The sequence below is a fragment of the Paracoccus subflavus genome (genome assembly GCF_004310345.1).
GTDB lineage: Bacteria > Pseudomonadota > Alphaproteobacteria > Rhodobacterales > Rhodobacteraceae > Paracoccus > Paracoccus subflavus.
This window is the reverse complement of record NZ_SISK01000007.1, coordinates 13,262-32,012: the sequence shown is the minus strand read 5'-3', so window position 1 is coordinate 32,012 and position 18,751 is coordinate 13,262. Positions and strand designations below refer to the sequence as shown.

The window sequence follows — 18,751 nt, the reverse complement described above, 5'->3', positions numbered from 1 at the left end:
CCGGCGATGTTTCTGTCCCTGCTTAAAATCCTGTTCTTCTTTGCCGTCGTTCTGGTGATCTCGCTGGGCGCCATGCGGCTGTCCGAAACCGGACAGGTGTTGCGCCTGGAATACGGGGGGGTCGAATACGTCCTCAGCCCCGTCAAGGCGGTCGTGGCGCTCGTGGTGCTGATGGTGCTGGCCTGGCTGGTCTTCAAGCTGCTGGGCCTGTTTCTGGCCTTTGTCCGCTTTCTGGCAGGCGATGAAACGGCCATCGACCGCTATTTCGCCCGATCGCGCGAACGCAAGGGCTATACCGCTTTGGGCGAGGGGATGCTGGCCGTCGCCTCGGGCGAGGGGAAGCTCGCGCAGGACAAGGCGGCCAAGGCCGAAAAATACCTGAACATGCCGCATATCACTAACCTTCTGTCCGCGCAGGCCGCAGAAACGGCGGGCGACGCGGCGCGGGCCGAACAGGTATATCGCAGGCTGCTGGACGATGACCGGACCCGGTTCGTCGGCATCCGGGGGCTGATGCGTCAGCGTATGGATGCGGGCGATACCCAGACCGCGCTGCTGCTGGCGCAAAAGGCCTATGCCCTCAAGCCCCGCCACCGCGAGTTGCAGGACACGCTTCTGGCGCTGGAAATGAAGCAGGGCGACTGGAAGGGCGCGCGGCAGTTGCTCAGGGAAAAGCGCCGCCAGGGCGAGCTGCCCAAGGACGTGCATATCCGCCGCGACGCGGTGCTGGCGTTGAAGGAGGCCAGCGAGGTTCTGGCCCAAGGCAATTCCATCAGCGCGCGCGAGGCGGCCATTTCGGCGGCCAAGGCCTCGCCCGACCTGATCCCGGCCGCGGTCCTGGCCGCGCGCAGCTATGTCGCGCAAAAGGATTTCCGCAACGCGTCGCGGGTGCTGGAAAAGACCTGGTCGGTGCGCCCCCATCCCGACATCGCCGCGGCCTATGCCGAGATCGTGCCCGACGAGACGCCCTCGGCCCGCCTGTCCCGATTCGAGCGCCTTATCGCGAAAAATCCCGACAACGAGGAATCGCGCCTGCTGCGGGCCGAACTGCTGTTGGCGGCCGAGGATTTCCCTGGCGCACGCCGCGCCTTGGGCAATCTGGCCGAAACCCATCCCACGGTGCGCACGCTGTCGATCATGGCGGCGGTGGAACGCGGCGAGGGTGCGGACGACAGCGTTGTCCGCGGCTATCTGGCGCGGGCGCTGACGGCATCGCGCGGCCCGCAATGGGTCTGCGACAAGTGCCATAACGTCATGGCCGAATGGTCGCCCACCTGCGACAGTTGCGGCGGCTTTGATACGCTGAGCTGGCGCGAGCCCGACCAGCGCGGTCCTGCCATCATGGCGACTTCGGGGGCCGAGATGCTGCCCCTGCTGATCGGGCCACTGCCGCACGCTCCGGCACCGACCGAGGCCACCGAGGCCACCGTAATCATGCCCGAACCGCCGGTGGTCAGGTCGGATTCAGGCCGCGTTGATGCCCCTCGACGGTCTGTCGGCCAGCCGGCGGCGCCAGCCTCGCCGCCCCACCGGGTCGAGATCGCGGATGTCGCCCCCGGCATGGTGCCGCGGGAAACGGATTATGTGACGGTTGAACCTGTCAGCACGATCACCACGCCTGAACCCGATCTTCGGAAGGCCGATCCGGTGTCCGCCTCGGAAATCCCCCAGGCCGCACCCCCGGCACCGCAGCCCGACGGCATCGCACGGCCGGTATCGGCAACCAGGCTGGAACCCGAGATGGTCCGCCCCGATGTCCTTCCGCCCGAGGATGCCGGCTGGACCGAGTCAACCGCCCCGGCGGCAAAGCGGCGATAATGCGAGGGGCGCGCAGAAAATAGGTCGCGCCCCCTTTTCCCCTGCTGGCGAACCTGCTATCGGGCGCCTCACCAGATGCCGGTGTAGCTCAGCTGGTAGAGCACGTCATTCGTAATGATGGGGTCGGGGGTTCGAGTCCCTTCACCGGCACCAGTGCCAGTCCCGAACGGCCAGTCCAGAAACGGCCAGTCCCGATCGGGCTGGCGGTCGGCATATGGGCCGTGATCTTGGTACGGGCGGCGGGACTTGAACCCGCACGAGCCAGGCTCCAGGGAGTTTAAGTCCCATGCGTCTACCATTCCGCCACGCCCGCACCCGGATTTCGCTAACGGGCGGGGCGGGGATTGGCAAGGGGCGGGCGCTGCAGTCTAGAAGCTGCGGGTCGGGCGGTCGAAGACCTTGCGGCCCATGAGGCTGCCCACCAGATCCACCATCAGTTTGGCGGTGCGGCCGCGTTCGTCCAGGAAGGGGTTCAACTCGACCAGATCGAGCGATGTCACCAGGCCGGACTCGTGCAGAAGCTCCATGACCAGATGCGCCTCGCGGAAGGTTGTGCCGCCGGGAACGGTGGTTCCCACGGCAGGGGCGATGGACGGGTCCAGAAAGTCCACGTCCAGCGAGACGTGCAGCATCCCGTCCGCCGCCCGCACCCGGTCCAGAAAGGCCCGCAGGGGGGCGACGATCCCCTGTTCGTCCAGAACGCGCATGTCGTTGACGGTGATGTCGATGTCCAGCATCGCGGCATGTTCCGCCGGATCGACGCTGCGGATGCCGAACATGCAGATGTTCTGTCCCGGCACCGGATGGGGAAAGGGCGGAAACGGATCGAAGCCCGGCAGCCCCAGCGCATAGGCGATGGGCGTGCCGTGCAGGTTGCCCGAGGTGGTGGTTTCGACGGTATGGATGTCGCTGTGGGCATCCAGCCACAGGATGAACAGCGGGCGCTTTTGCCGGTGGGCATGAACCGCAGCCCCGGCCACGGTGCCAAGCGCCAGGGCATGATCTCCGCCCATGACAATGGGCAGGCCGTTCGGCAGGGCATCGGCCATCGCCTCGCGCAGCGCCCGGGTCCAGGCCAGCATCTCGGGCAGGTGGTGGACGGCCGGGTTGGCGCAGACCGCTTCGGGCACCGGGGGCGGGGACAGGTCGCCCCGATCCTCGACCGAATGGTTCAGGGTGGCCAGCGTCTGTGCCAGCCCGGCCACGCGATAGGCCGCCGGACCCATCAGGCAGCCCGGGCGGCGCTGGCCCTCATCCATGGGCGCGCCGATCAGGATGCAATGGGTCACTGGCGCACGCCCTTGAAACGGCCTTCCCATTCGGCGCGCTGGTCGTCGGTGATCTTGGCAAACAGCACATCGGGAACCAGGAACGCGTGGCCAGCGGGCAGGGCGATCATTGCGGTATCCACATTGTCGGGCCATGTGGTGTCGTCCGTCCTCATCGCCTCGAGCATTGCCTGTGCGGCGAAGGGAATGAAGGGCGCCGACAGCACCGCATAAAGCCGGATCAGGTTCAGGCCCAGGCGCACCTGCATCGCGGCGCGGTCGGGGTCGGTCTTGACGGTGGACCAGGGCGCGGCGGATTGCAGGTATTCGTTGCCCAGCACCCAGATGGCGCGCAGTTCGGAGGCGGCCTTGCGCACCTCGGTCGCGGCCATGAAACCCTCATAGGCGCGGATGCGGGCCGTCAGGGCGTCGATCAGTGCGGTTTCCTCCGGCCCGTAGCTGCCGCCCTCGGGGACGGCCTCGCCGAATTTCGAGCGGCAGAACTTGGTGATGCGGCTGACGAAGTTGCCCAGCACGTCGGCCAGATCCTTGTTCACAGATTGCTGGAAATTCTCCCACGTGAATTCGCTGTCCCCCGATTCCGGCGCGTGGGACAGCAGCCACCACCGCCAGTAATCGGCCGGCAGGATTTCCAGCGCATGGTCCATGAAGACGCCGCGCCCCTGGCTGGTGGAAAACTGACCGCCGTCATAGGTCAGATAGTTGAAGGACTTGATGTAATCGACCATCCGCCACGGCTCGCCCGACCCGATCAGGGTGGCCGGGAAGGACAGGGTGTGGAAGGGGACGTTATCCTTGCCCATGAACTGGGTATAGGTCACGTCCTCGGCCCCCTCGTCGCGGCGCCACCAGCGGCGCCATGCGCTGTCGGGCTGGCCATGCGCGTCGGCCCATTCGGCGGTGGCGGCGATGTATTCGATGGGGGCGTCGAACCAGACATAGAAGACCTTGCCCTCCATCCCCGGCCAGGGCTGGTCGCCGCGCCGGACGGGCACGCCCCAGTGCAGGTCGCGGGTGATGCCCCGGTCCTGCAGGCCCTCGCCGTCGTTCAGCCACTTCTTCGCGATGGACGTGGTCAGGATCGGCCAGTCGGTCTTGCTGTCGATCCAGGCGGCGATCTGGTTCTTCAGCGCGGACTGGCGCAGATACAGATGCTTGGTCTCGCGCACTTCCAGGTTGGTGCTGCCGCTGATGGCGCTGCGCGGGTCGATCAGGTCGGTTGGATCAAGCTGTTTGGTGCAGTTCTCGCACTGGTCGCCGCGCGCCTTGTCATAGCCGCAGTTGGGGCAGGTGCCCTCGATATAGCGGTCGGGCAGGAAGCGACCGTCGTCGATGGAATAGACCTGCTTCTCGCTGACCTCGGCGATATAGCCGTTATCGGCCAGCTTGCCGGCGAAATGCTGGGTCAGCGCGCGGTTCTGCGGGCTGGACGACCGGCCGTAATGGTCAAAAGACAGGCCGAAGCCCCGCGCCAGCTCTGCCTGCACCCCATGCATCCGCGCGCAGTAGTCAGCGACCGGTTCGCCGGTCTTGGCGGCGGCCAGTTCGGCGGGGGTTCCGTGTTCGTCGGTGGCGCAGATGAACATCACCTCATGCCCTCGCGCCCGAAGATAGCGGGCATAAAGATCGGCGGGCAGTTGCGATCCCACGAGGTTCCCCAGATGCTTGATGCCATTGATATAGGGCAGGGCAGAGGTAATCAGATGGCGGGCCATGGTCGCGTCCTTTGGGTCGGCGCCTGTGTAGCCGCGATGGGACACAAGGGGAAGTCCCGCGCATCCGGGCCTTTCGGGGCGGACCGCCATCCACCGTCAGCTTTCTTTCGCGCAAGAACGATCGGCAGACCTTGCATAAGCATGTCCATGACATATTCATGACGAATTTGTGGCACGGTGTCTCAAGGGGCGTGGGGAACAGGGAATGCCAAAGGTCAAAAAGTCGAAACGCGACGACGCGGCGGCCGAGGCGGGTCCGGCCCTGCCGCTGCAAGACGAGCCCTCGCCACAATCCTCGCCGCCCGGGGCAGAGGAGGTCGGGGCAGTTCCTGCCGCGATCGACAGTGACAACGGGGCGGCAGCGGAACAGGCCGCTACCGAGGTTGACCCTTTGATCGAAACAGCCGGGACGGAAAAGAAAGCAAAGAAGCTCAAGCAGCCCGGCAGTGAAAAGGCGGTCGAGACGATGTTCCGCAACAGCTATCGCGCGGAATTGGACACCATCGCCCTGGCGGCCACCAAGGCCAACATCATGATCTCGCTGAACGGGTTCATCATCTCGGCGCTGATGATCTCGGGGGCCTTCATTTTCGCGTCATCGCCTGCGTTTCTGTTTCCGGCCGGGGTGTTCCTGATCACTGCTGCGGCGTCCATTGCCTTTGCCCTGCTGTCGGCCTCGCCCGAACGCAGCGACCTGTTTTCCGGACTGCGCGACTGGGCGGGTGCCGTGCGGCGCCGACAGGCGCGGCTGCGCGATCTGCGCGCCTATGTGATGCGCGCCCGTCAGGGCAACAACGGCGAAGGCCCCGGCAACGTGCTGATTTATGAGCAGCGCGTACGGCTGAGCCGCGATGAATACTGGGCCGAGATGCAGGCGCTGATCCGGGATCGCGGCCGCATTTATCACAGCATGAGCGATCAGCTCTATTGGCTGGGACAGACGGCTGATCGCAAGTTCCGGCTGCTGAACATGTCCTATACTGTGTTTCGCTGGGGCCTGCTGGCGACGATCCTGTCCTTTCTGGCGCTCAAGCTGTGGCTGACGGTGGTTCCGGTTGCCGCCGATACCGGCCTGAGGCTGCGCAACATGGGCATCGGCGCCTTCGATGACATCTATGAGCCCTCGGCCGTGCAGCAGCTTCCCGACGGGCGGCTGCTGGTGGTCGAGGACGAGGCATCGCGGGCCTTGAACCTGCTGACCATCGACGAAAGCGGTATGTTGGTCGAGGACAACGGCCTGGACGTGCGGATGATGCGTGCGTTCGGCCGCAAGCTTACCGATCTGGAGGGGTTGTCTATCGACCAGTCGGGCAGGATTTACGCCACCACCTCGCATTCGCTGACCAAGGATGGCGACCGCAAGGCCGACCGCGAACAGATGCTGCGGTTTCGCATTTCCGGCAGCAGCGTGGGCGAGATCGCGTCCTATGGCGGATTGCGCGACGCGCTGGCAGGCGACCGTGCGTTGCGGGAAATGGTGCTGGAGCAAACGGGCGAACATCTGGACATGGCGCAGTTAAATGTCGAAGGCCTTGCCTATGTGGCCGAGACGGGACACCTGTATGTCGGCCTGCGCGCGCCGATGGCGGGCAGCCGCGGCCTGATCGCTGTCATCGAAAACCCGGACGAGATGTTCGACCAGCAGGCCGCGCCCCGGTTCGGTGCGCCGATCATGCTGGAATTGCAGGGCGGCGGGATCCGCGCGCTCAGCTATGATCCAGTTCTGGATTCGTTCCTGATCGTGAATGAGCTTGAGGGTTACGAAGGAAACCGTTTTTCCCAGATGTGGCGCTGGAGCGGCAATCCCGTCATGCAGCCCGAACCGATCGCGCTGCCCGACATGATCAATCTCAACAATGTGGAATCGATCGATTCGATCATCCTGGGAGGCGAGGCCCGGCTGTTGATCATGAGCGACGAAGGCAGCGCGGACAAGAACGAACCCGCCCGCTATATGATGCTGGATTACGGGCAACTGGCGCAGTAGCGGCAGACTGATGCCGGAACCGGAACCGGGACGCGGGCGCCCGGTTTGCCCCCAATCCGTTCGCCTTTTCATAAAAGGCGAATTGATCAATGTTGAATATCCTTACAGTTGCAGTTCGTGCATAAAACGCATAATCTTTCCGTGTCTAATCACCAAACGAAAGCCCGCCGGTGCAAGATCATTCGCCAGCAGACCGCCTTTGGAGCCCTGCGACCGACAACAAGCTGGGATACTGCCTTTATCGCAGCATGGCACAGCCGGACCTGGATTCCGCAGGGATCGACAAGATTCTGGAAAAGGCCCGGCATCGCAACCGGACGCGGGGTCTGACAGGGTGCCTGCACTATGAAAACGGCATGTTCTTTCAATGGCTGGAAGGACCGTGGCAACAGGTGTTCCAGCTTCTTGACATCCTCCGCGACGATGACCGGCATCTCAACATGACCATCCTCGATCAGGGAACACTCACAGAGCGCCTGTTCGAGGGGTGGGAGATGCACTTTTCGGACCCCAAGGCCGCGTCGCTGTTCGACTGGCTGGCCGACTGGGGCAACCGGACCGACGATCACCAAGCCTATGTCAGCCGGGTCAATGCCTTTCTGCATTCGCTAAAAGCAGGTTGATCCGGACCGGAACGACCCGTTCGGCGGCCGGACTGCCTGTGTCGGGCGCGCCTGCTCAGCGTCTCCGGTCGCGGCGTGAGCTCATCGGCTGAAAGGCCACGCTGACATGGGCCTCGCAATAGGGTTTGCCAGCCTGGCTGGGCAGGCCGCAGAACCAGAACCTGTCGGTCGCGGGATCGCCGATCGGCCATTTGCAGGTCCGTTCCGTCAATTCCATCAGGGTCAGCTTGCGGGCGCGCTTTTCGACTTCGCGGACCGAGGCCAGCGTTTCCGGGCTGATCTCGTTGGCCGAAGGCTGGGGCGGCAGGGGCTGACCCGCAGGCACGATGGGGCGGCGGGGGACGGGGGAAAAGCTGGGCTGGCTCAACGGCTGTTCCTCGGCGGGGCCGGCAGGTTCCACGGCCTGCTCCGGCTGCGGTTCGGGGCGGACGGCCTGTGGCGCGGCGGCGGCAGGCTTGCGATCCGCGGGTTTTTCGGAAACGGGCTCGGGGGCGGGCGCGGGGGCTTCGGGTTCGTCATTGCGGTTCGACAGGCCAAGGCGGTGGACCTTGCCGATGACCGCGTTCCGGGTCACGCCGCCCAGTTCCTTGGCGATGGCGCTGGCCGACTGGCCGTCGGACCACATCCGCTTCAGCGTTTCGACCCGTTCATCCGTCCAGGACATGACTGCCTTTCCGGGCGGGTCCGTCGGCCGCCCCATCTTGAAACCTGCGATTGCCCCCGTCAGAAACGGGATGCCGAGATTTAGCGGCCAGTGTGCAAGAATTCAAGGACCGCCGGATGCCCCCATTTTCGTCACCCCGCCGGATCGTTCCCGAAGGCGCCCAAATGGGCGTCCGCCGTTTCGGCCGCGTGAACTGGCTGGGGCTGTGGACCCTTGCCCGGCGCGAGGTGATGCGCTTCATGGCCGTCTGGCAGCAGACGGTCTTTGCCCCGCTGATGACGGCGGCGTTGTTCGTTCTGGTCTTCGCGCTGGCCCTGGGGCAGGGGCGGGGGCAGGTGATGGGCCTGCCCTATCTGGTCTTTCTGGGGCCGGGCATCCTGATGATGACGGTCATCCAGAACGCCTTCGCCAATACCTCAAGCTCGATCACATCGGCAAAGGTGCAGGGCAACATCGTCGATACGCTCATGCCGCCCTTGTCGGCGGGCGAGCTGCTGGCAGGGTATCTGGCGGGGTCGGTGGCGCGCGCCGGGCTGGTGGCTGCCGTGATCGGAACGGGCATGGTGCTGGTGACGGGGCAGGGAATCGCCCACCCCGCCTGGACGGGTCTGTTCATCCTGCTGGCCGCGTTGCTGCTGGGGGGCCTGGGGGTGCTGGCCGGCATTCTGGCGCAGAAGTTCGATCAGATGGCCGCGATCACCAATTTCGTCATCACGCCGCTGTCGTTTCTGTCGGGCACCTTCTATTCCGTCGAGGCCCTGCCGGAACCGTTCCGCACCCTGTCGCACTGGAACCCGGTTTTCTACCTGATCGACGGCGCCCGCTATGGCGTGACCGGCACCAGCGATGCACCGGTCTGGCGCGGGGCGGTCGTCTGCACGGCTTGCGTGGCCGCGGTGCTGTGGCTGGCCTGGCGCTGGCTGAAAACCGGCTATCGGATGAAAGCGTGATTGCATGGACGCCGATTCGGCGCTATGGCCGGACCATGATCGCCCGGACCGCAATCCTCGCCCGTCCGCGACGTTGACGCCTCGTCACCGTCCGATTCCGTCTGTCCTTACAATCCGTCTTTGCCAATCGGGGAGCCCCCTATGATTTCGCACGTCCTGCCGACCTATAACCGCGCGCCCATTTCCTTTGAGCGGGGCGAGGGAACCTGGGCCATCGCCACGGACGGCAGCCGATATCTGGATCTGGGATCGGGGATCGCGGTGAATGTGCTGGGCCATGCGAACCCGGATCTGGTGGCTGCGCTGACCGAACAGGCGGGCAAGATCTGGCATGTCTCGAACCTGTACCAGATCCCCCAGCAGGAACGGCTGGCCGACCTGTTGGTGGAACATACCTTTGCCGACACGGTGTTTCTGACCAATTCCGGGACCGAGGCCGCCGAACTGGCGATCAAGATGGTTCGCAAATACTGGCATGACAAGGGCGAGGGCCGCACCGAGATCCTGACCTTCGAGGGGGCGTTCCATGGCCGCTCTACCGGCGCCATCGCGGCGGCGGGGTCGGAAAAGATGACCAAGGGCTTTGGTCCCCTGATGCCCGGCTTCCGCCAACTGCCCTGGGGCGATCACGATGCCCTTCGCGCCGCCCTTGGCGACCATACCGCCGCTGTCATGATCGAGCCCGTCCAGGGCGAGGGGGGCATCCGTCCGTTGCCCGACACATGCCTGCGCGGCCTGCGCGACATGTGCGACCAGTCCGGCGCGCTGCTGGTGCTGGACGAGGTCCAGTGCGGCATGGGCCGGACAGGCCGTCTGTTCGCGCATGAATATGCGGGCATCGCGCCTGATATCATGATGATCGCCAAGGGTATCGGCGGCGGCTTTCCGCTGGGCGCGGTGCTGGCGACCGAAAAGGCCGCCGCCGGCATGGTCGCAGGCACGCACGGGTCCACCTATGGCGGCAACCCGCTGGCCTGTGCGGTAGGGGCGCGAGTGATGGAGATCGTGGCCGACGACGCCTTCCTGGCCGAGGTGAACCGCAAGGCGGCCCTGTTCCGGCAAAGGCTGGAGGGCCTGGTCGCCGCGCATCCAGATGTTTTTGAGAGTGTCCGGGGGCAGGGCCTGATGCTGGGGCTGAAGTGCAAGGTCGCGCCGACCGATCTGGTCACGGCCAGCTATGCTCAGCACCTGCTGACCGTGCCTGCTGCCGACAATACCCTGCGCCTGCTGCCGCCGCTGAACATCACCGACGCCGAGATCGCCGAGGCCGTGGACCGGCTTGACCGGGCGGCGGCAAGCCTTGCCTGAGCGGACAAGGCACCGGAACGGCAACGGCGGCGCGGATGCGTTGCGTTGCCGGGGCACGTGCCGACGACAGCTTCTTCTTGGGAACACATCGGGGTATCGCCCCGCGCGACGGGGCAGGCCCCCCTCTTGACCCTGGCTGCCCGACCGGGCTTCCTTGCTCAAACCGCGAGAGCTACAAAGATGAAGCATTTTCTGGACATTCATACCACCGGCAAGGCGGATCTGCGGTCGATCATCGACCAGGCGCTTGCCATGAAGACCGCCCGCAACCATCGCCCCAAGGGCGCGCCCGACGACGACCAGCCGCTGGCGGGCCGCATGGTCGCGCTGATCTTCGAAAAGCCCTCGACCCGCACACGCGTCAGCTTTGACGTCGGCGTGCGCCAGATGGGCGGGCAGACCATGGTCCTGTCGGGGTCGGAAATGCAGTTGGGCCATGGCGAAACGATCGCCGATACCGCCCGCGTGCTGTCGCGCTATGTCGATCTGATCATGATCCGCACTTTCGAGGAGGCGACCCTGCTGGAAATGGCGGAATACGCAACGGTGCCGGTCATCAACGGCCTGACCAACCGCACCCATCCCTGCCAGATCATGGCCGACGTGATGACCTTTGAGGAACATCGCGGCCCGATCACGGGCCGCAAGGTGGTCTGGGTGGGCGACGGCAACAACGTCTGCGCCAGCGTGATCCATGGCGCGGGTCAGTTCGGCTACAATTTCACCTTCAGCGGACCCCCGCCGCTGGACCCGGAACGCGAGGCGCTGGATTTTGCCCGCGGCCAGGGCGTCGATGCCATCATCGAGCGTGATCCGGCCCGCGCCCTGGAAGGGGCGGATCTGGTTCTGGCCGATACCTGGGTCAGCATGCACGATCCCCAATCTGCCAAGGAGCGCCGCCACAACCAGTTGCGCGGCTATCAGGTGAACGAGGCGCTGATGGCCCGTGCCAAGCCGGATTCGCTGTTCATGCACTGCCTGCCCGCCCATCGCGAGGATGAGGTGACAAGCGCCGTGATGGACGGCCCCCATTCCGTCGTCTGGGACGAGGCCGAGAACCGCCTTCATGCGCAAAAGGCGATCATGCGCTGGTGCCTGGACGTCTGAGCGAGATTCCAGCGGGCAGCCGGCGGACAGGTTTCAAGAAACTGTTTCCTGTTTGACGCATCTTTGTCGCATTGTCATCCTAATCGCTGCGGTGATGGCCAGAACGGCCCAGAACAGCCAGGAGAGCGCCATGCGTGACCAGCAGAACAACCATGTCTTTCGCACCAGCCGGCTGGAAGATGCGGAGGGTCCGGGCCTGAACCCGACCCGGAATCCGACGATGGGCGAAATCATCGCCGCCCGCTTTTCGCGCCGCGGCTTTCTGCGGGGCTCGATGGCGGTGGCGGCGATCTCGGCCACGGTCAGCCCCATCGCGCTGCTGTCGGCAGACGCGGCGCGGGCCCAGGGGGTCGATGGCTCGGCCTTCGATTTTCCCGAGGTTACGGCAGGCGTGGACGCCGATCACCATGTTGCCGAGGGATACGACGCCGACGTGCTGCTGCGTTGGGGCGACAAGGTGTTCGCCGATGCGCCCGACTTCGATCCGCTGAACCAGTCCGAGTCCGCGCAGGAACGCCAGTTCGGCTATAACAACGACTTCGTGGGCTTCATCCCGCTGGACGGCGCCGACGACCGGGGCCTGCTGGTCGTGAACCACGAATACACCAACGAACATCTGATGTTCCCCGGGATCGTCACCATTCGCACGGTGGAAGAAACCGCCGAAGACGGCACCGTCACATCGACACAGGAAATCGAGGTTTCCGAGGCCGATGAATCGCGCGTGAACATCGAGATGGCGGCCCATGGCGGCACCGTCATCGAAATCCGCAAGGTGGACGGCAAATGGCAGCCGGTGCTGGACGGCGCGCTGAACCGCCGCATCACGGCAAAGACGGAAATGGAAATCACCGGCCCCGCCGCAGGTCATGCGCGCCTGCAAACCGTGGCCGATCCCTCGGGCCGCAAGGTGCTGGGCACCGTCAACAACTGCGCGGGCGGTGTGACCCCCTGGGGCACCTACATCATGGCCGAGGAAAATTTCCACGGGTATTTCATCGGCACCCTGCCCGAAGGCCACGCCGAGGCCGCAAATTACGAACGCCTGGGCGTTCCCGATGCGACCTATGCCTGGGGCAACTTTCATGACCGTTTCGATGTCTCGAAAGACCCGAACGAGCCGAACCGCTTTGGCTGGATCGTCGAGGTGGACGTGATGGATCCCGCCTCGGCGCCCCGGAAGCGCACTGCCCTTGGCCGTTTCAAGCATGAGGGGGCCGAAAGCGTGGTCGCCAAGGATGGCCGCGTGGTCTTTTATCTGGGGGACGACGAACGCTTCGATTACGTCTACAAGTTCGTGACGGCCGGCGCCTATAACCCCGATGACCGCGCCGCCAACATGGACCTGCTGGACGAGGGCACCCTGTATGTCGCCCGCTTCCATGACGATGGCCGCATCGAATGGCTGCCGCTGGTCCATGGCGAAGGCCCGTTGACCGCCGAGAACGGGTTCCAATCCCAGGCCGACGTGCTGATCGAAACCCGCCGCGCCGCCGATCTTCTGGAGGCGACGCCCATGGACCGGCCCGAAGACATTCAGCCGAACCCCACCACCGGGCGTGCCTATGTCATGCTGACGAACAACACCCGCCGCGAGGAAGCCAACGCCGCCAATCCTCGCGTGGACAATGCCTTCGGCCACATCATCGAGATCATCGAAGGCGAGGGCGATTTCACCGCCACCACCGGCACCTGGGAAATCCTGGTGAAGTGCGGCGATCCCAGCATCGCCGAGGTCGGGGCCACGTTTTCTACGGAAACAACCGCGAACGGCTGGTTCGGGATGCCCGACAACTGCGCGGTCGATACCGATGGCCGGCTGTGGGTTTCGACCGACGGCAATTCGCCGTCTGATACCGGCCGCACCGATGGTTTGTGGGCGGTCGATACCGAGGGGTCGGCGCGCGGCACCTCGCGCCTGTTCTATCGCGTGCCGGTGGGCGCGGAACTTTGCGGCCCCTGCATGACCGATGACATGACCACCTTCTTTGTCGCGGTCCAGCACCCCGCCGATGGCGGCGATGACTGGGAAGGCCATGGCCGTCCGTCCTATTACGAGGATCTGTCAACCCGCTGGCCGGATTTCGACGATGCGATGCCGGTGCGCCCCGCCGTCGTGGCGATTACCAAGCAGGACGGCGGCCGGATCGGCTGATCCCGTCATCATCAAAAAGAAAGGCCGCGCAGGGTGCGCGGCCTTTTTCGTTCGTCTCAGCCAGCATCAGCCGATGGCGGCCGCGCGCACCTCGTCGTCGATCGCCTCCAGATATTGCGCGAAATTGTCGCTGAACATCTGCACCAGCTTGGCGGCCTGCCGGTCATAGGCGGCGGGATCGTTCCAGGTCCGGCGCGGGTCCAGCAGAATGTCATCGACCCCCGGCACCGTGACCGGAACCTCGAATCCGAAGTTCGAGTCGCGGCGGAACTGAACGTCGTTCAGGCTGCCGTCAAGGGCCGCTGCCAGCAGGGCGCGAGTTGCTGCAATGGGCATCCGCCGACCGGTGCCGAAGGCGCCGCCTGTCCAGCCAGTGTTTACCAACCAACAGCTTGCCCCATGCTGGGCGATTTTTTCCTGCAGCAGCTTGCCATAAACCTCGGGGCGGCGCGGCATGAAAGGCGCGCCGAAGCAGGTCGAGAAGGTCGGGGTCGGCTCGGTCACGCCGACCTCGGTTCCCGGCGTCTTTGACGTGAAGCCCGACAGAAAATGGTACATTGCCTGCGCGGGCGTCAGCCGCGCGATCGGCGGCAGCACGCCGAAGGCATCGCAGGTCAGCATGATCACATTCTTGGGATGTCCGCCCAGGCTAGTCGGCGACGCGTTGCCGATCGCCTCCAGCGGATAGGCGCAGCGCATGTTGTCGGTGATCGAATTGTCGTCGAAATCCAGCTCCAGCGTGTCGGGATCGAAGACCATGTTCTCGATCACGGTGCCGAAGCGCGAGCAGGTCGCATAGATTTCGGGCTCGGCCTTGGGCGACAGGTTGATGGTCTTGGCGTAACAGCCGCCCTCAAAGTTGAAGATGCCCTTGTCTGACCAGCCGTGTTCATCGTCGCCGATCAGCACGCGCGAAGGGTCCGCCGACAGCGTGGTCTTGCCGGTGCCCGACAGACCAAAGAATACCGCGCTGTCATCCGGATTGCCGATCGCGTGGTTGGCGCTGCAATGCATCGGCATGATGCCCTTTTCAGGCAGCAAATAGTTCAGCAACGTAAAGACCGACTTCTTGTTTTCCCCCGCATAGGCCGTGTTGGCGATCAGGATCAGCTTCTTGGCGAAATTCAGGGCGATCACCGTCTCGCTGCGGCAGCCATGGCGTTCCGGATCGGCCTTGAAGCCGGGGCAGTTGATGATAGTGAATTCCGGGGTAAAAGTCGCCAGTTCCTCGGCCTTGGGGCGGCGGAGCAGATGGCGGATGAACAGGCCGTGCCACGCCAGTTCGGTAATCACGCGCACATCCAGACGATTTTCGGCATCCGCGCCGCCGAACAGATCCTGCACGAAATAGTCGCGGCCCTTCATATGGGCCAGCATGTCCGAATGCAGACGGTCAAAGGCCTCGGGTGCCATGGGCTTGTTGTTATCCCACCAGATCGCGTTTTCGACCTCGGGAGTGCGGACCACGAACTTGTCCTTGGGGGAACGGCCGGTATGGGCGCCGGTGGTTGCCAGGAACGTCCCCCCCAGACCCATTCTGCCTTCACCGCGCGCAACCGCCTCGGTCATCAGGGCCGGTTCCAGCAGATTGTAGTAAACCTGTCCAAGCCCCTCGATTCCCTGATCCTCGAGCATGCAGTTCGGGTTCACGCGTGTGGTCATGGTATCGACGCTCCTGATGAATGACTTGAAGGCTTCCTGCGGAAGTATGTGGCGCCTATAGCATGGGCCGAAGTACAAAAAAGACGTTGGCGCGAACAGTTAGCGTAAACAGTAGATGTTATCGCAAACGGCCTGCTCGGCGATCCGATTTCAACCCGTTGTTATCCATTTTAGCCCAGCATCAAAGGCGAGAGGTGATTCGCAGATGCAGCTTCATGCTACGTCAATTTCCTTCGAAGATGCGGGATTGTTGATTCTTGGTCCTTCGGGGACCGGAAAATCGACACTCGCCCTCCAATTGATGGCAGCCGGGGCCTTGCTGGTGGCCGATGACCGGACCGATCTGCATCGTGAAGGACCGGCGATCATGGCAAGCTGCCCACCGCCCTTGCTGGGACGGATCGAGGCGCGAGGCATCGGCATTCTGGCGGCCGATCCCGCCAGGCCGGTCAGGATCGTCCAGGTTGTCGATCTGGGGGCGGGGTGTGCAGGCCGATTGCCACAGTCGCAAAGCCTTGATGTGCTGGGAATCGCCTTGCCCCTTGTCACGACCCCCTATCGCCCGCATCTTTATGCTGCGCTGCGGCAGCTTGTGCTGAACGGCCGCATCGCATGACACGGAAACAGCATGTTTCATCGGCAGGAAAGATGGTCAACACGACCGACGATTCCACCTCGGTTTCTGCTGCCGATCCCCGATCAACGGATGAGGGGGTGCAGCGGCTTGTTCTTGTTACGGGTCCGTCGGGTGCTGGCCGGTCAACTGCGATCAACGTGCTGGAGGATCTGGGGTTCGAAGCGATCGACAATCTGCCCCTGTCGCTGATCCCCCGCCTTCTGGACGGTCCGACGCGGCCCGAACCGTTGGCCTTGGGACTGGATGTCCGCAACCGCGATTTTTCTGCCAGCAACGTGATCGAATTGATCGACCGGCTGACGCGCGATCCCCGCTATGCCCCCGAAGTGCTGTTTCTGGACTGCGCGCCCGAGGTGTTGGAACGGCGTTACAACGAAACCCGCCGCCGCCACCCCCTGTCGCCCGACAGCGCACCGGCGGCCGGAGTGATGGCAGAACTGGACCTTCTGGCGCCGATTCGCGTGCGGGCCGACGTGTTGGTCGATACCTCGGACCTGTCGCCCCATGACCTCAAGGCCGAACTGTCGCGATGGTTCGATACCCGGCCCAATCGGATGCTCAGCCTGTCGCTGCATTCCTTCAGCTACAAGCGCGGGGTACCGCGGGGCATCGACATCATGTTCGATTGCCGATTCCTGACGAATCCGCATTGGGAGTCCGACCTGCGACCGTTGACCGGACGTGATCAGGCGGTTCAGAACCATGTGGAAGGCGATCCGCGCTTTGCGGAATTCATGGACCGCGTGTGCGGGATGATCCTTTTTCTGCTTCCAGCCTATGTCCAAGAGGGCAAGTCGCATCTGGCGGTCGGGTTTGGATGCACCGGCGGACAACATCGTTCCGTCACAATGACCGAAAAGGTGGGCCATGTGCTTGCGAAGGCAGGCTGGCCGGTGTCAATAAGGCACAGGGAACTCGAGCGTCGCGCACCGGCGCCACCTGTTGCGGGCGATCTTTCCGTCGCTCCTTGGCAGGCTGGCCGGCTGCAGGCCGTTGAACGTGGTGGAACGCGTTGATTGGAATTGTGATCGTGGCGCATGGCGGACTGGCCAGGGAATATCTTCTGGCGGTCGAACATGTGGTTGGTCCGCAACTGGGCATCGTTGCCGTCGCGATCGAGGACGATCACGACCGGACCGCCAAGACGGCCGAAATCCAGGCGGCCGCCAATGCGGTGGATCGGGGCGACGGTGTGGTGGTTGTCACCGACCTGTTCGGCGGGTCGCCGTCCAACCTGTCGCTGCCGGCCTGCGCGATGCGCGACCGCGTGATCCTGTATGGCGCCAATTTGCCCATGCTGGTCAAGCTGGCCAAGTCGCGCCATCTGCCGGTGACGGACGCGGTGGCCTTTGCCAAGGAGGCGGGGCGGAAATACATCAACTCCTATAACGTCCCGGCCGAAGCTGCATTGAACACCGGGTCACGGTTCTGATGACGGGGCAGGTCACGCGCCGTCTGGCGATCATCAACGAAAAGGGCCTTCACGCCCGGGCAAGCGCCAAGTTCGTCGATTTGGTCGAACGCTTCGACGCCCAGGCGCAGGTGGAAAAGGACGGCATCTCGGTGTCGGGGGATTCCATCATGGGTCTTCTGATGCTGACAGCCCCGCGCGGCAGCCAGATCACCGTCACGACCAGCGGTCCCGACGCCGCCGCCCTGGCCGATGCCTTGGAAGCCTTGGTGTCGGATTACTTTGGCGAAGGCATGTAGGTGCCTGATCGCAGGACCTATCACCACGGAAACCTGCGTCAGGCCCTGGTGGACGCGACTGCGACCCTGATCCAGGAAACCGGGCCACTGGCCTTTACCCTGACCGAGGCCGCGCGTCGCGCGGGCGTGTCCCCTGCGGCCCCCTATCGCCATTTCAAGGGCCGCGACGATCTGCTGGAGGAGGTCGCCCGGCAAGGCTTCGTGGATTTCACCGATCGTCTGGAACAGGCTTTCGACAACGGTTCGCCCCGACCACTGACGGCCTTCATGCGGATGGGCCAAGCCTATCTGGATTTCGCCGCGGAACGTCCGGGTCACTACATGGCGATGTTCGAATCTGGGGTATCCATCGCCAGCAATGCCGATCTGGCTGCGGCGTCCGACAGGGCGCAGCATGTGTTGATCGACGCGGCCGAACGCTTGGCGGAACGCCTGCCGTCCGACCGCCGTCCGCCGGCCCGCATGGTTGCCAACCATGTCTGGGCCATGAGCCATGGGGTGGTCGAATTGTTTTCGCGGGGCAAGCCGGGCAGCCGCAGTCCGGTCGAGCCGACCGAGATGCTGGAAAGCGCGGTCATCATCTATCTGCGCGGGCTTGGCCTGATCGGCGAATAATTTGTCCCACCCGCTTGACGAGCGATCCGCGGCCTCTACATATGTAAATGTTATTAACATTAACATGGGAGGTTTCCCTTATGTATGGTGAATCGTACCGAATGCCTGCCTATTCCTTGCCCTCTCAAGTCCAAGGTCCGCTGATGCGCGCTCGGGACTGGCTGGATGCGCGCGGCAGGGCTGCCTGGATCATCGCCATGATCCTGGGTTTTGTGGTTTTCTGGCCCGTGGGCCTGGCCCTTCTGGCCTACATGATCTGGAGCAAACGCATGTTCAGTTGCAGCAAACGCGGCACGCAAGTGCGGTATTACGCGTCATCAACCGGCAACAGCGCCTTTGATGCCTATCGCGAGGAAACGCTGAAGCGGCTGGAGGATGAGCATCGCGAGTTCGTGGATTTCCTGCAGAAGCTGCGCGAAGCCAAGGACAAGGCCGAGTTCGACCAGTTCATGGAACAGCGCGGTGACAAGAGCGATACCCCTGCCTACCCAAGCGCATAAGACCCAAGGGC

17 protein-coding genes and 2 tRNA genes are annotated in these 18,751 nt (G+C 64.0%); 14 read left to right on the top strand and 5 right to left on the bottom strand.

The genetic code is table 11. The annotated features are described in order from the left end of the window. The first annotated feature begins 6 nt into the window (after positions 1 to 6). Positions 7 to 1,818, top strand: a complete 1,812-nt coding sequence (locus EYE42_RS10225) for a heme biosynthesis protein HemY (protein ID WP_130991231.1) — start codon at positions 7 to 9, stop codon at positions 1,816 to 1,818. 77 nt (positions 1,819 to 1,895) lie between these two features. Further along, a tRNA-Thr gene (locus tag EYE42_RS10220) sits at positions 1,896 to 1,971 on the top strand. 75 nt (positions 1,972 to 2,046) lie between these two features. Here EYE42_RS10220 and EYE42_RS10215 read toward each other — a convergent pair. The 3 genes from EYE42_RS10215 to metG all read right to left on the bottom strand — a co-directional run bounded on the left by EYE42_RS10215 (position 2,047) and on the right by metG (position 4,822). Then, positions 2,047 to 2,131: transfer RNA gene (locus tag EYE42_RS10215), tRNA-Leu, on the bottom strand. Between the two features lie 55 nt (positions 2,132 to 2,186). After that, positions 2,187 to 3,137, bottom strand: coding sequence for an arginase (rocF, locus tag EYE42_RS10210; protein WP_130991230.1), 951 nt, complete (start codon positions 3,135 to 3,137; stop codon positions 2,187 to 2,189). After that, positions 3,104 to 4,822, bottom strand: a complete 1,719-nt coding sequence (gene metG / locus EYE42_RS10205; protein ID WP_130991229.1) for a methionine--tRNA ligase — start codon at positions 4,820 to 4,822, stop codon at positions 3,104 to 3,106. Before metG ends, rocF begins: the two co-directional genes overlap by 34 nt. A 205-nt stretch (positions 4,823 to 5,027) precedes the next feature. Here metG and EYE42_RS10200 point away from each other — a divergent pair, with 205 nt between their 5' ends. Both EYE42_RS10200 and EYE42_RS10195 read left to right on the top strand, forming a co-directional pair. Then, a complete protein-coding gene (locus EYE42_RS10200) occupies positions 5,028 to 6,809 on the top strand; it encodes a Pycsar system effector family protein (RefSeq protein WP_130991228.1) in 1,782 nt (593 codons plus the stop codon). 170 nt (positions 6,810 to 6,979) lie between these two features. Further along, complete coding sequence (locus EYE42_RS10195) at positions 6,980 to 7,432, top strand: BLUF domain-containing protein (protein ID WP_130991227.1); 453 nt, start codon at positions 6,980 to 6,982, stop codon at positions 7,430 to 7,432. A 55-nt stretch (positions 7,433 to 7,487) separates the two neighbouring features. Here EYE42_RS10195 and EYE42_RS10190 read toward each other — a convergent pair whose 3' ends face one another. Continuing rightward, positions 7,488 to 8,096, bottom strand: a complete 609-nt coding sequence (locus tag EYE42_RS10190) for a GcrA family cell cycle regulator (RefSeq protein WP_130991226.1) — start codon at positions 8,094 to 8,096, stop codon at positions 7,488 to 7,490. 116 nt (positions 8,097 to 8,212) lie between these two features. Between EYE42_RS10190 and EYE42_RS10185 the strand changes: the two genes are divergently transcribed. The 4 genes from EYE42_RS10185 to EYE42_RS10170 all read left to right on the top strand — a co-directional run bounded on the left by EYE42_RS10185 (position 8,213) and on the right by EYE42_RS10170 (position 13,616). Beyond that, a complete protein-coding gene (locus tag EYE42_RS10185) occupies positions 8,213 to 9,046 on the top strand; it encodes an ABC transporter permease (RefSeq protein WP_246020710.1) in 834 nt (277 codons plus the stop codon). 141 nt (positions 9,047 to 9,187) lie between these two features. After that, positions 9,188 to 10,354, top strand: a complete 1,167-nt coding sequence (locus EYE42_RS10180) for an aspartate aminotransferase family protein (protein WP_130991225.1) — start codon at positions 9,188 to 9,190, stop codon at positions 10,352 to 10,354. Between the two features lie 180 nt (positions 10,355 to 10,534). Next, the gene (argF, locus tag EYE42_RS10175) at positions 10,535 to 11,461 is read left to right on the top strand and encodes an ornithine carbamoyltransferase (protein WP_130991224.1); all 927 of its coding nucleotides are present in this window, start codon (positions 10,535 to 10,537) and stop codon (positions 11,459 to 11,461) included. 130 nt (positions 11,462 to 11,591) lie between these two features. Further along, positions 11,592 to 13,616, top strand: coding sequence for a PhoX family protein (locus tag EYE42_RS10170; RefSeq protein ID WP_130991223.1), 2,025 nt, complete (start codon positions 11,592 to 11,594; stop codon positions 13,614 to 13,616). 66 nt (positions 13,617 to 13,682) lie between these two features. Here EYE42_RS10170 and EYE42_RS10165 read toward each other — a convergent pair whose 3' ends face one another. Then, the gene (locus EYE42_RS10165) at positions 13,683 to 15,278 is read right to left on the bottom strand and encodes a phosphoenolpyruvate carboxykinase (RefSeq protein WP_130991222.1); all 1,596 of its coding nucleotides are present in this window, start codon (positions 15,276 to 15,278) and stop codon (positions 13,683 to 13,685) included. 115 nt (positions 15,279 to 15,393) lie between these two features. Here EYE42_RS10165 and EYE42_RS10160 point away from each other — a divergent pair, with 115 nt between their 5' ends. The 6 genes from EYE42_RS10160 (at position 15,394) to EYE42_RS10135 (ending at position 18,740) form a co-directional block, all read left to right on the top strand. Next, on the top strand, positions 15,394 to 15,894 hold the full coding sequence (locus EYE42_RS10160) for an HPr kinase/phosphorylase (protein ID WP_342772708.1): 501 nt from the start codon (positions 15,394 to 15,396) through the stop codon (positions 15,892 to 15,894). A 32-nt stretch (positions 15,895 to 15,926) separates the two neighbouring features. After that, entirely contained in the window at positions 15,927 to 16,931 is a 1,005-nt protein-coding gene (rapZ, locus tag EYE42_RS10155) for an RNase adapter RapZ (protein WP_130991376.1), read from the top strand. Next, positions 16,928 to 17,347 carry a PTS sugar transporter subunit IIA gene (locus tag EYE42_RS10150; protein WP_130991220.1) on the top strand — a complete coding sequence of 140 codons (420 nt, stop codon included), beginning with the start codon at positions 16,928 to 16,930 and terminating at the stop codon, positions 17,345 to 17,347. The genes rapZ and EYE42_RS10150 overlap by 4 nt, the downstream gene beginning before the upstream one ends. Further along, positions 17,347 to 17,625 carry an HPr family phosphocarrier protein gene (locus tag EYE42_RS10145; RefSeq protein ID WP_130991219.1) on the top strand — a complete coding sequence of 93 codons (279 nt, stop codon included), beginning with the start codon at positions 17,347 to 17,349 and terminating at the stop codon, positions 17,623 to 17,625. Before EYE42_RS10150 ends, EYE42_RS10145 begins: the two co-directional genes overlap by 1 nt. Next, positions 17,626 to 18,240: a TetR/AcrR family transcriptional regulator gene (locus EYE42_RS10140; RefSeq protein ID WP_130991218.1), complete on the top strand. Its 615-nt coding sequence runs from the start codon at positions 17,626 to 17,628 to the stop codon at positions 18,238 to 18,240. Positions 18,241 to 18,383: 143 nt separating this feature from the next. Beyond that, positions 18,384 to 18,740 carry a DUF2852 domain-containing protein gene (locus EYE42_RS10135; protein ID WP_246020708.1) on the top strand — a complete coding sequence of 119 codons (357 nt, stop codon included), beginning with the start codon at positions 18,384 to 18,386 and terminating at the stop codon, positions 18,738 to 18,740. The last annotated feature ends 11 nt before the right edge of the window (positions 18,741 to 18,751 follow it).

Bases quoted from the DNA above. Each gene is read 5' to 3' on its own strand.
- EYE42_RS10185 (WP_246020710.1), top strand. From the start codon at position 8,213: ATGCCCCCATTTTCGTCACCCCGCCGGATCGTTCCCGAAGGCGCCCAA.
- EYE42_RS10145 (WP_130991219.1), top strand. From the start codon at position 17,347: ATGACGGGGCAGGTCACGCGCCGTCTGGCGATCATCAACGAAAAGGGC.
- EYE42_RS10190 (WP_130991226.1), bottom strand. From the start codon at position 8,096: ATGTCCTGGACGGATGAACGGGTCGAAACGCTGAAGCGGATGTGGTCC.
- EYE42_RS10180 (WP_130991225.1), top strand. From the start codon at position 9,188: ATGATTTCGCACGTCCTGCCGACCTATAACCGCGCGCCCATTTCCTTT.
- EYE42_RS10200 (WP_130991228.1), top strand. From the start codon at position 5,028: ATGCCAAAGGTCAAAAAGTCGAAACGCGACGACGCGGCGGCCGAGGCG.
- metG (WP_130991229.1), bottom strand. From the start codon at position 4,822: ATGGCCCGCCATCTGATTACCTCTGCCCTGCCCTATATCAATGGCATC.
- argF (WP_130991224.1), top strand. From the start codon at position 10,535: ATGAAGCATTTTCTGGACATTCATACCACCGGCAAGGCGGATCTGCGG.
- EYE42_RS10160 (WP_342772708.1), top strand. From the start codon at position 15,394: ATGTTATCGCAAACGGCCTGCTCGGCGATCCGATTTCAACCCGTTGTT.
- EYE42_RS10225 (WP_130991231.1), top strand. From the start codon at position 7: ATGTTTCTGTCCCTGCTTAAAATCCTGTTCTTCTTTGCCGTCGTTCTG.
- rocF (WP_130991230.1), bottom strand. From the start codon at position 3,137: ATGGGAAGGCCGTTTCAAGGGCGTGCGCCAGTGACCCATTGCATCCTG.
- EYE42_RS10165 (WP_130991222.1), bottom strand. From the start codon at position 15,278: ATGACCACACGCGTGAACCCGAACTGCATGCTCGAGGATCAGGGAATC.
- EYE42_RS10170 (WP_130991223.1), top strand. From the start codon at position 11,592: ATGCGTGACCAGCAGAACAACCATGTCTTTCGCACCAGCCGGCTGGAA.
- rapZ (WP_130991376.1), top strand. From the start codon at position 15,927: ATGGTCAACACGACCGACGATTCCACCTCGGTTTCTGCTGCCGATCCC.
- EYE42_RS10135 (WP_246020708.1), top strand. From the start codon at position 18,384: ATGCGCGCTCGGGACTGGCTGGATGCGCGCGGCAGGGCTGCCTGGATC.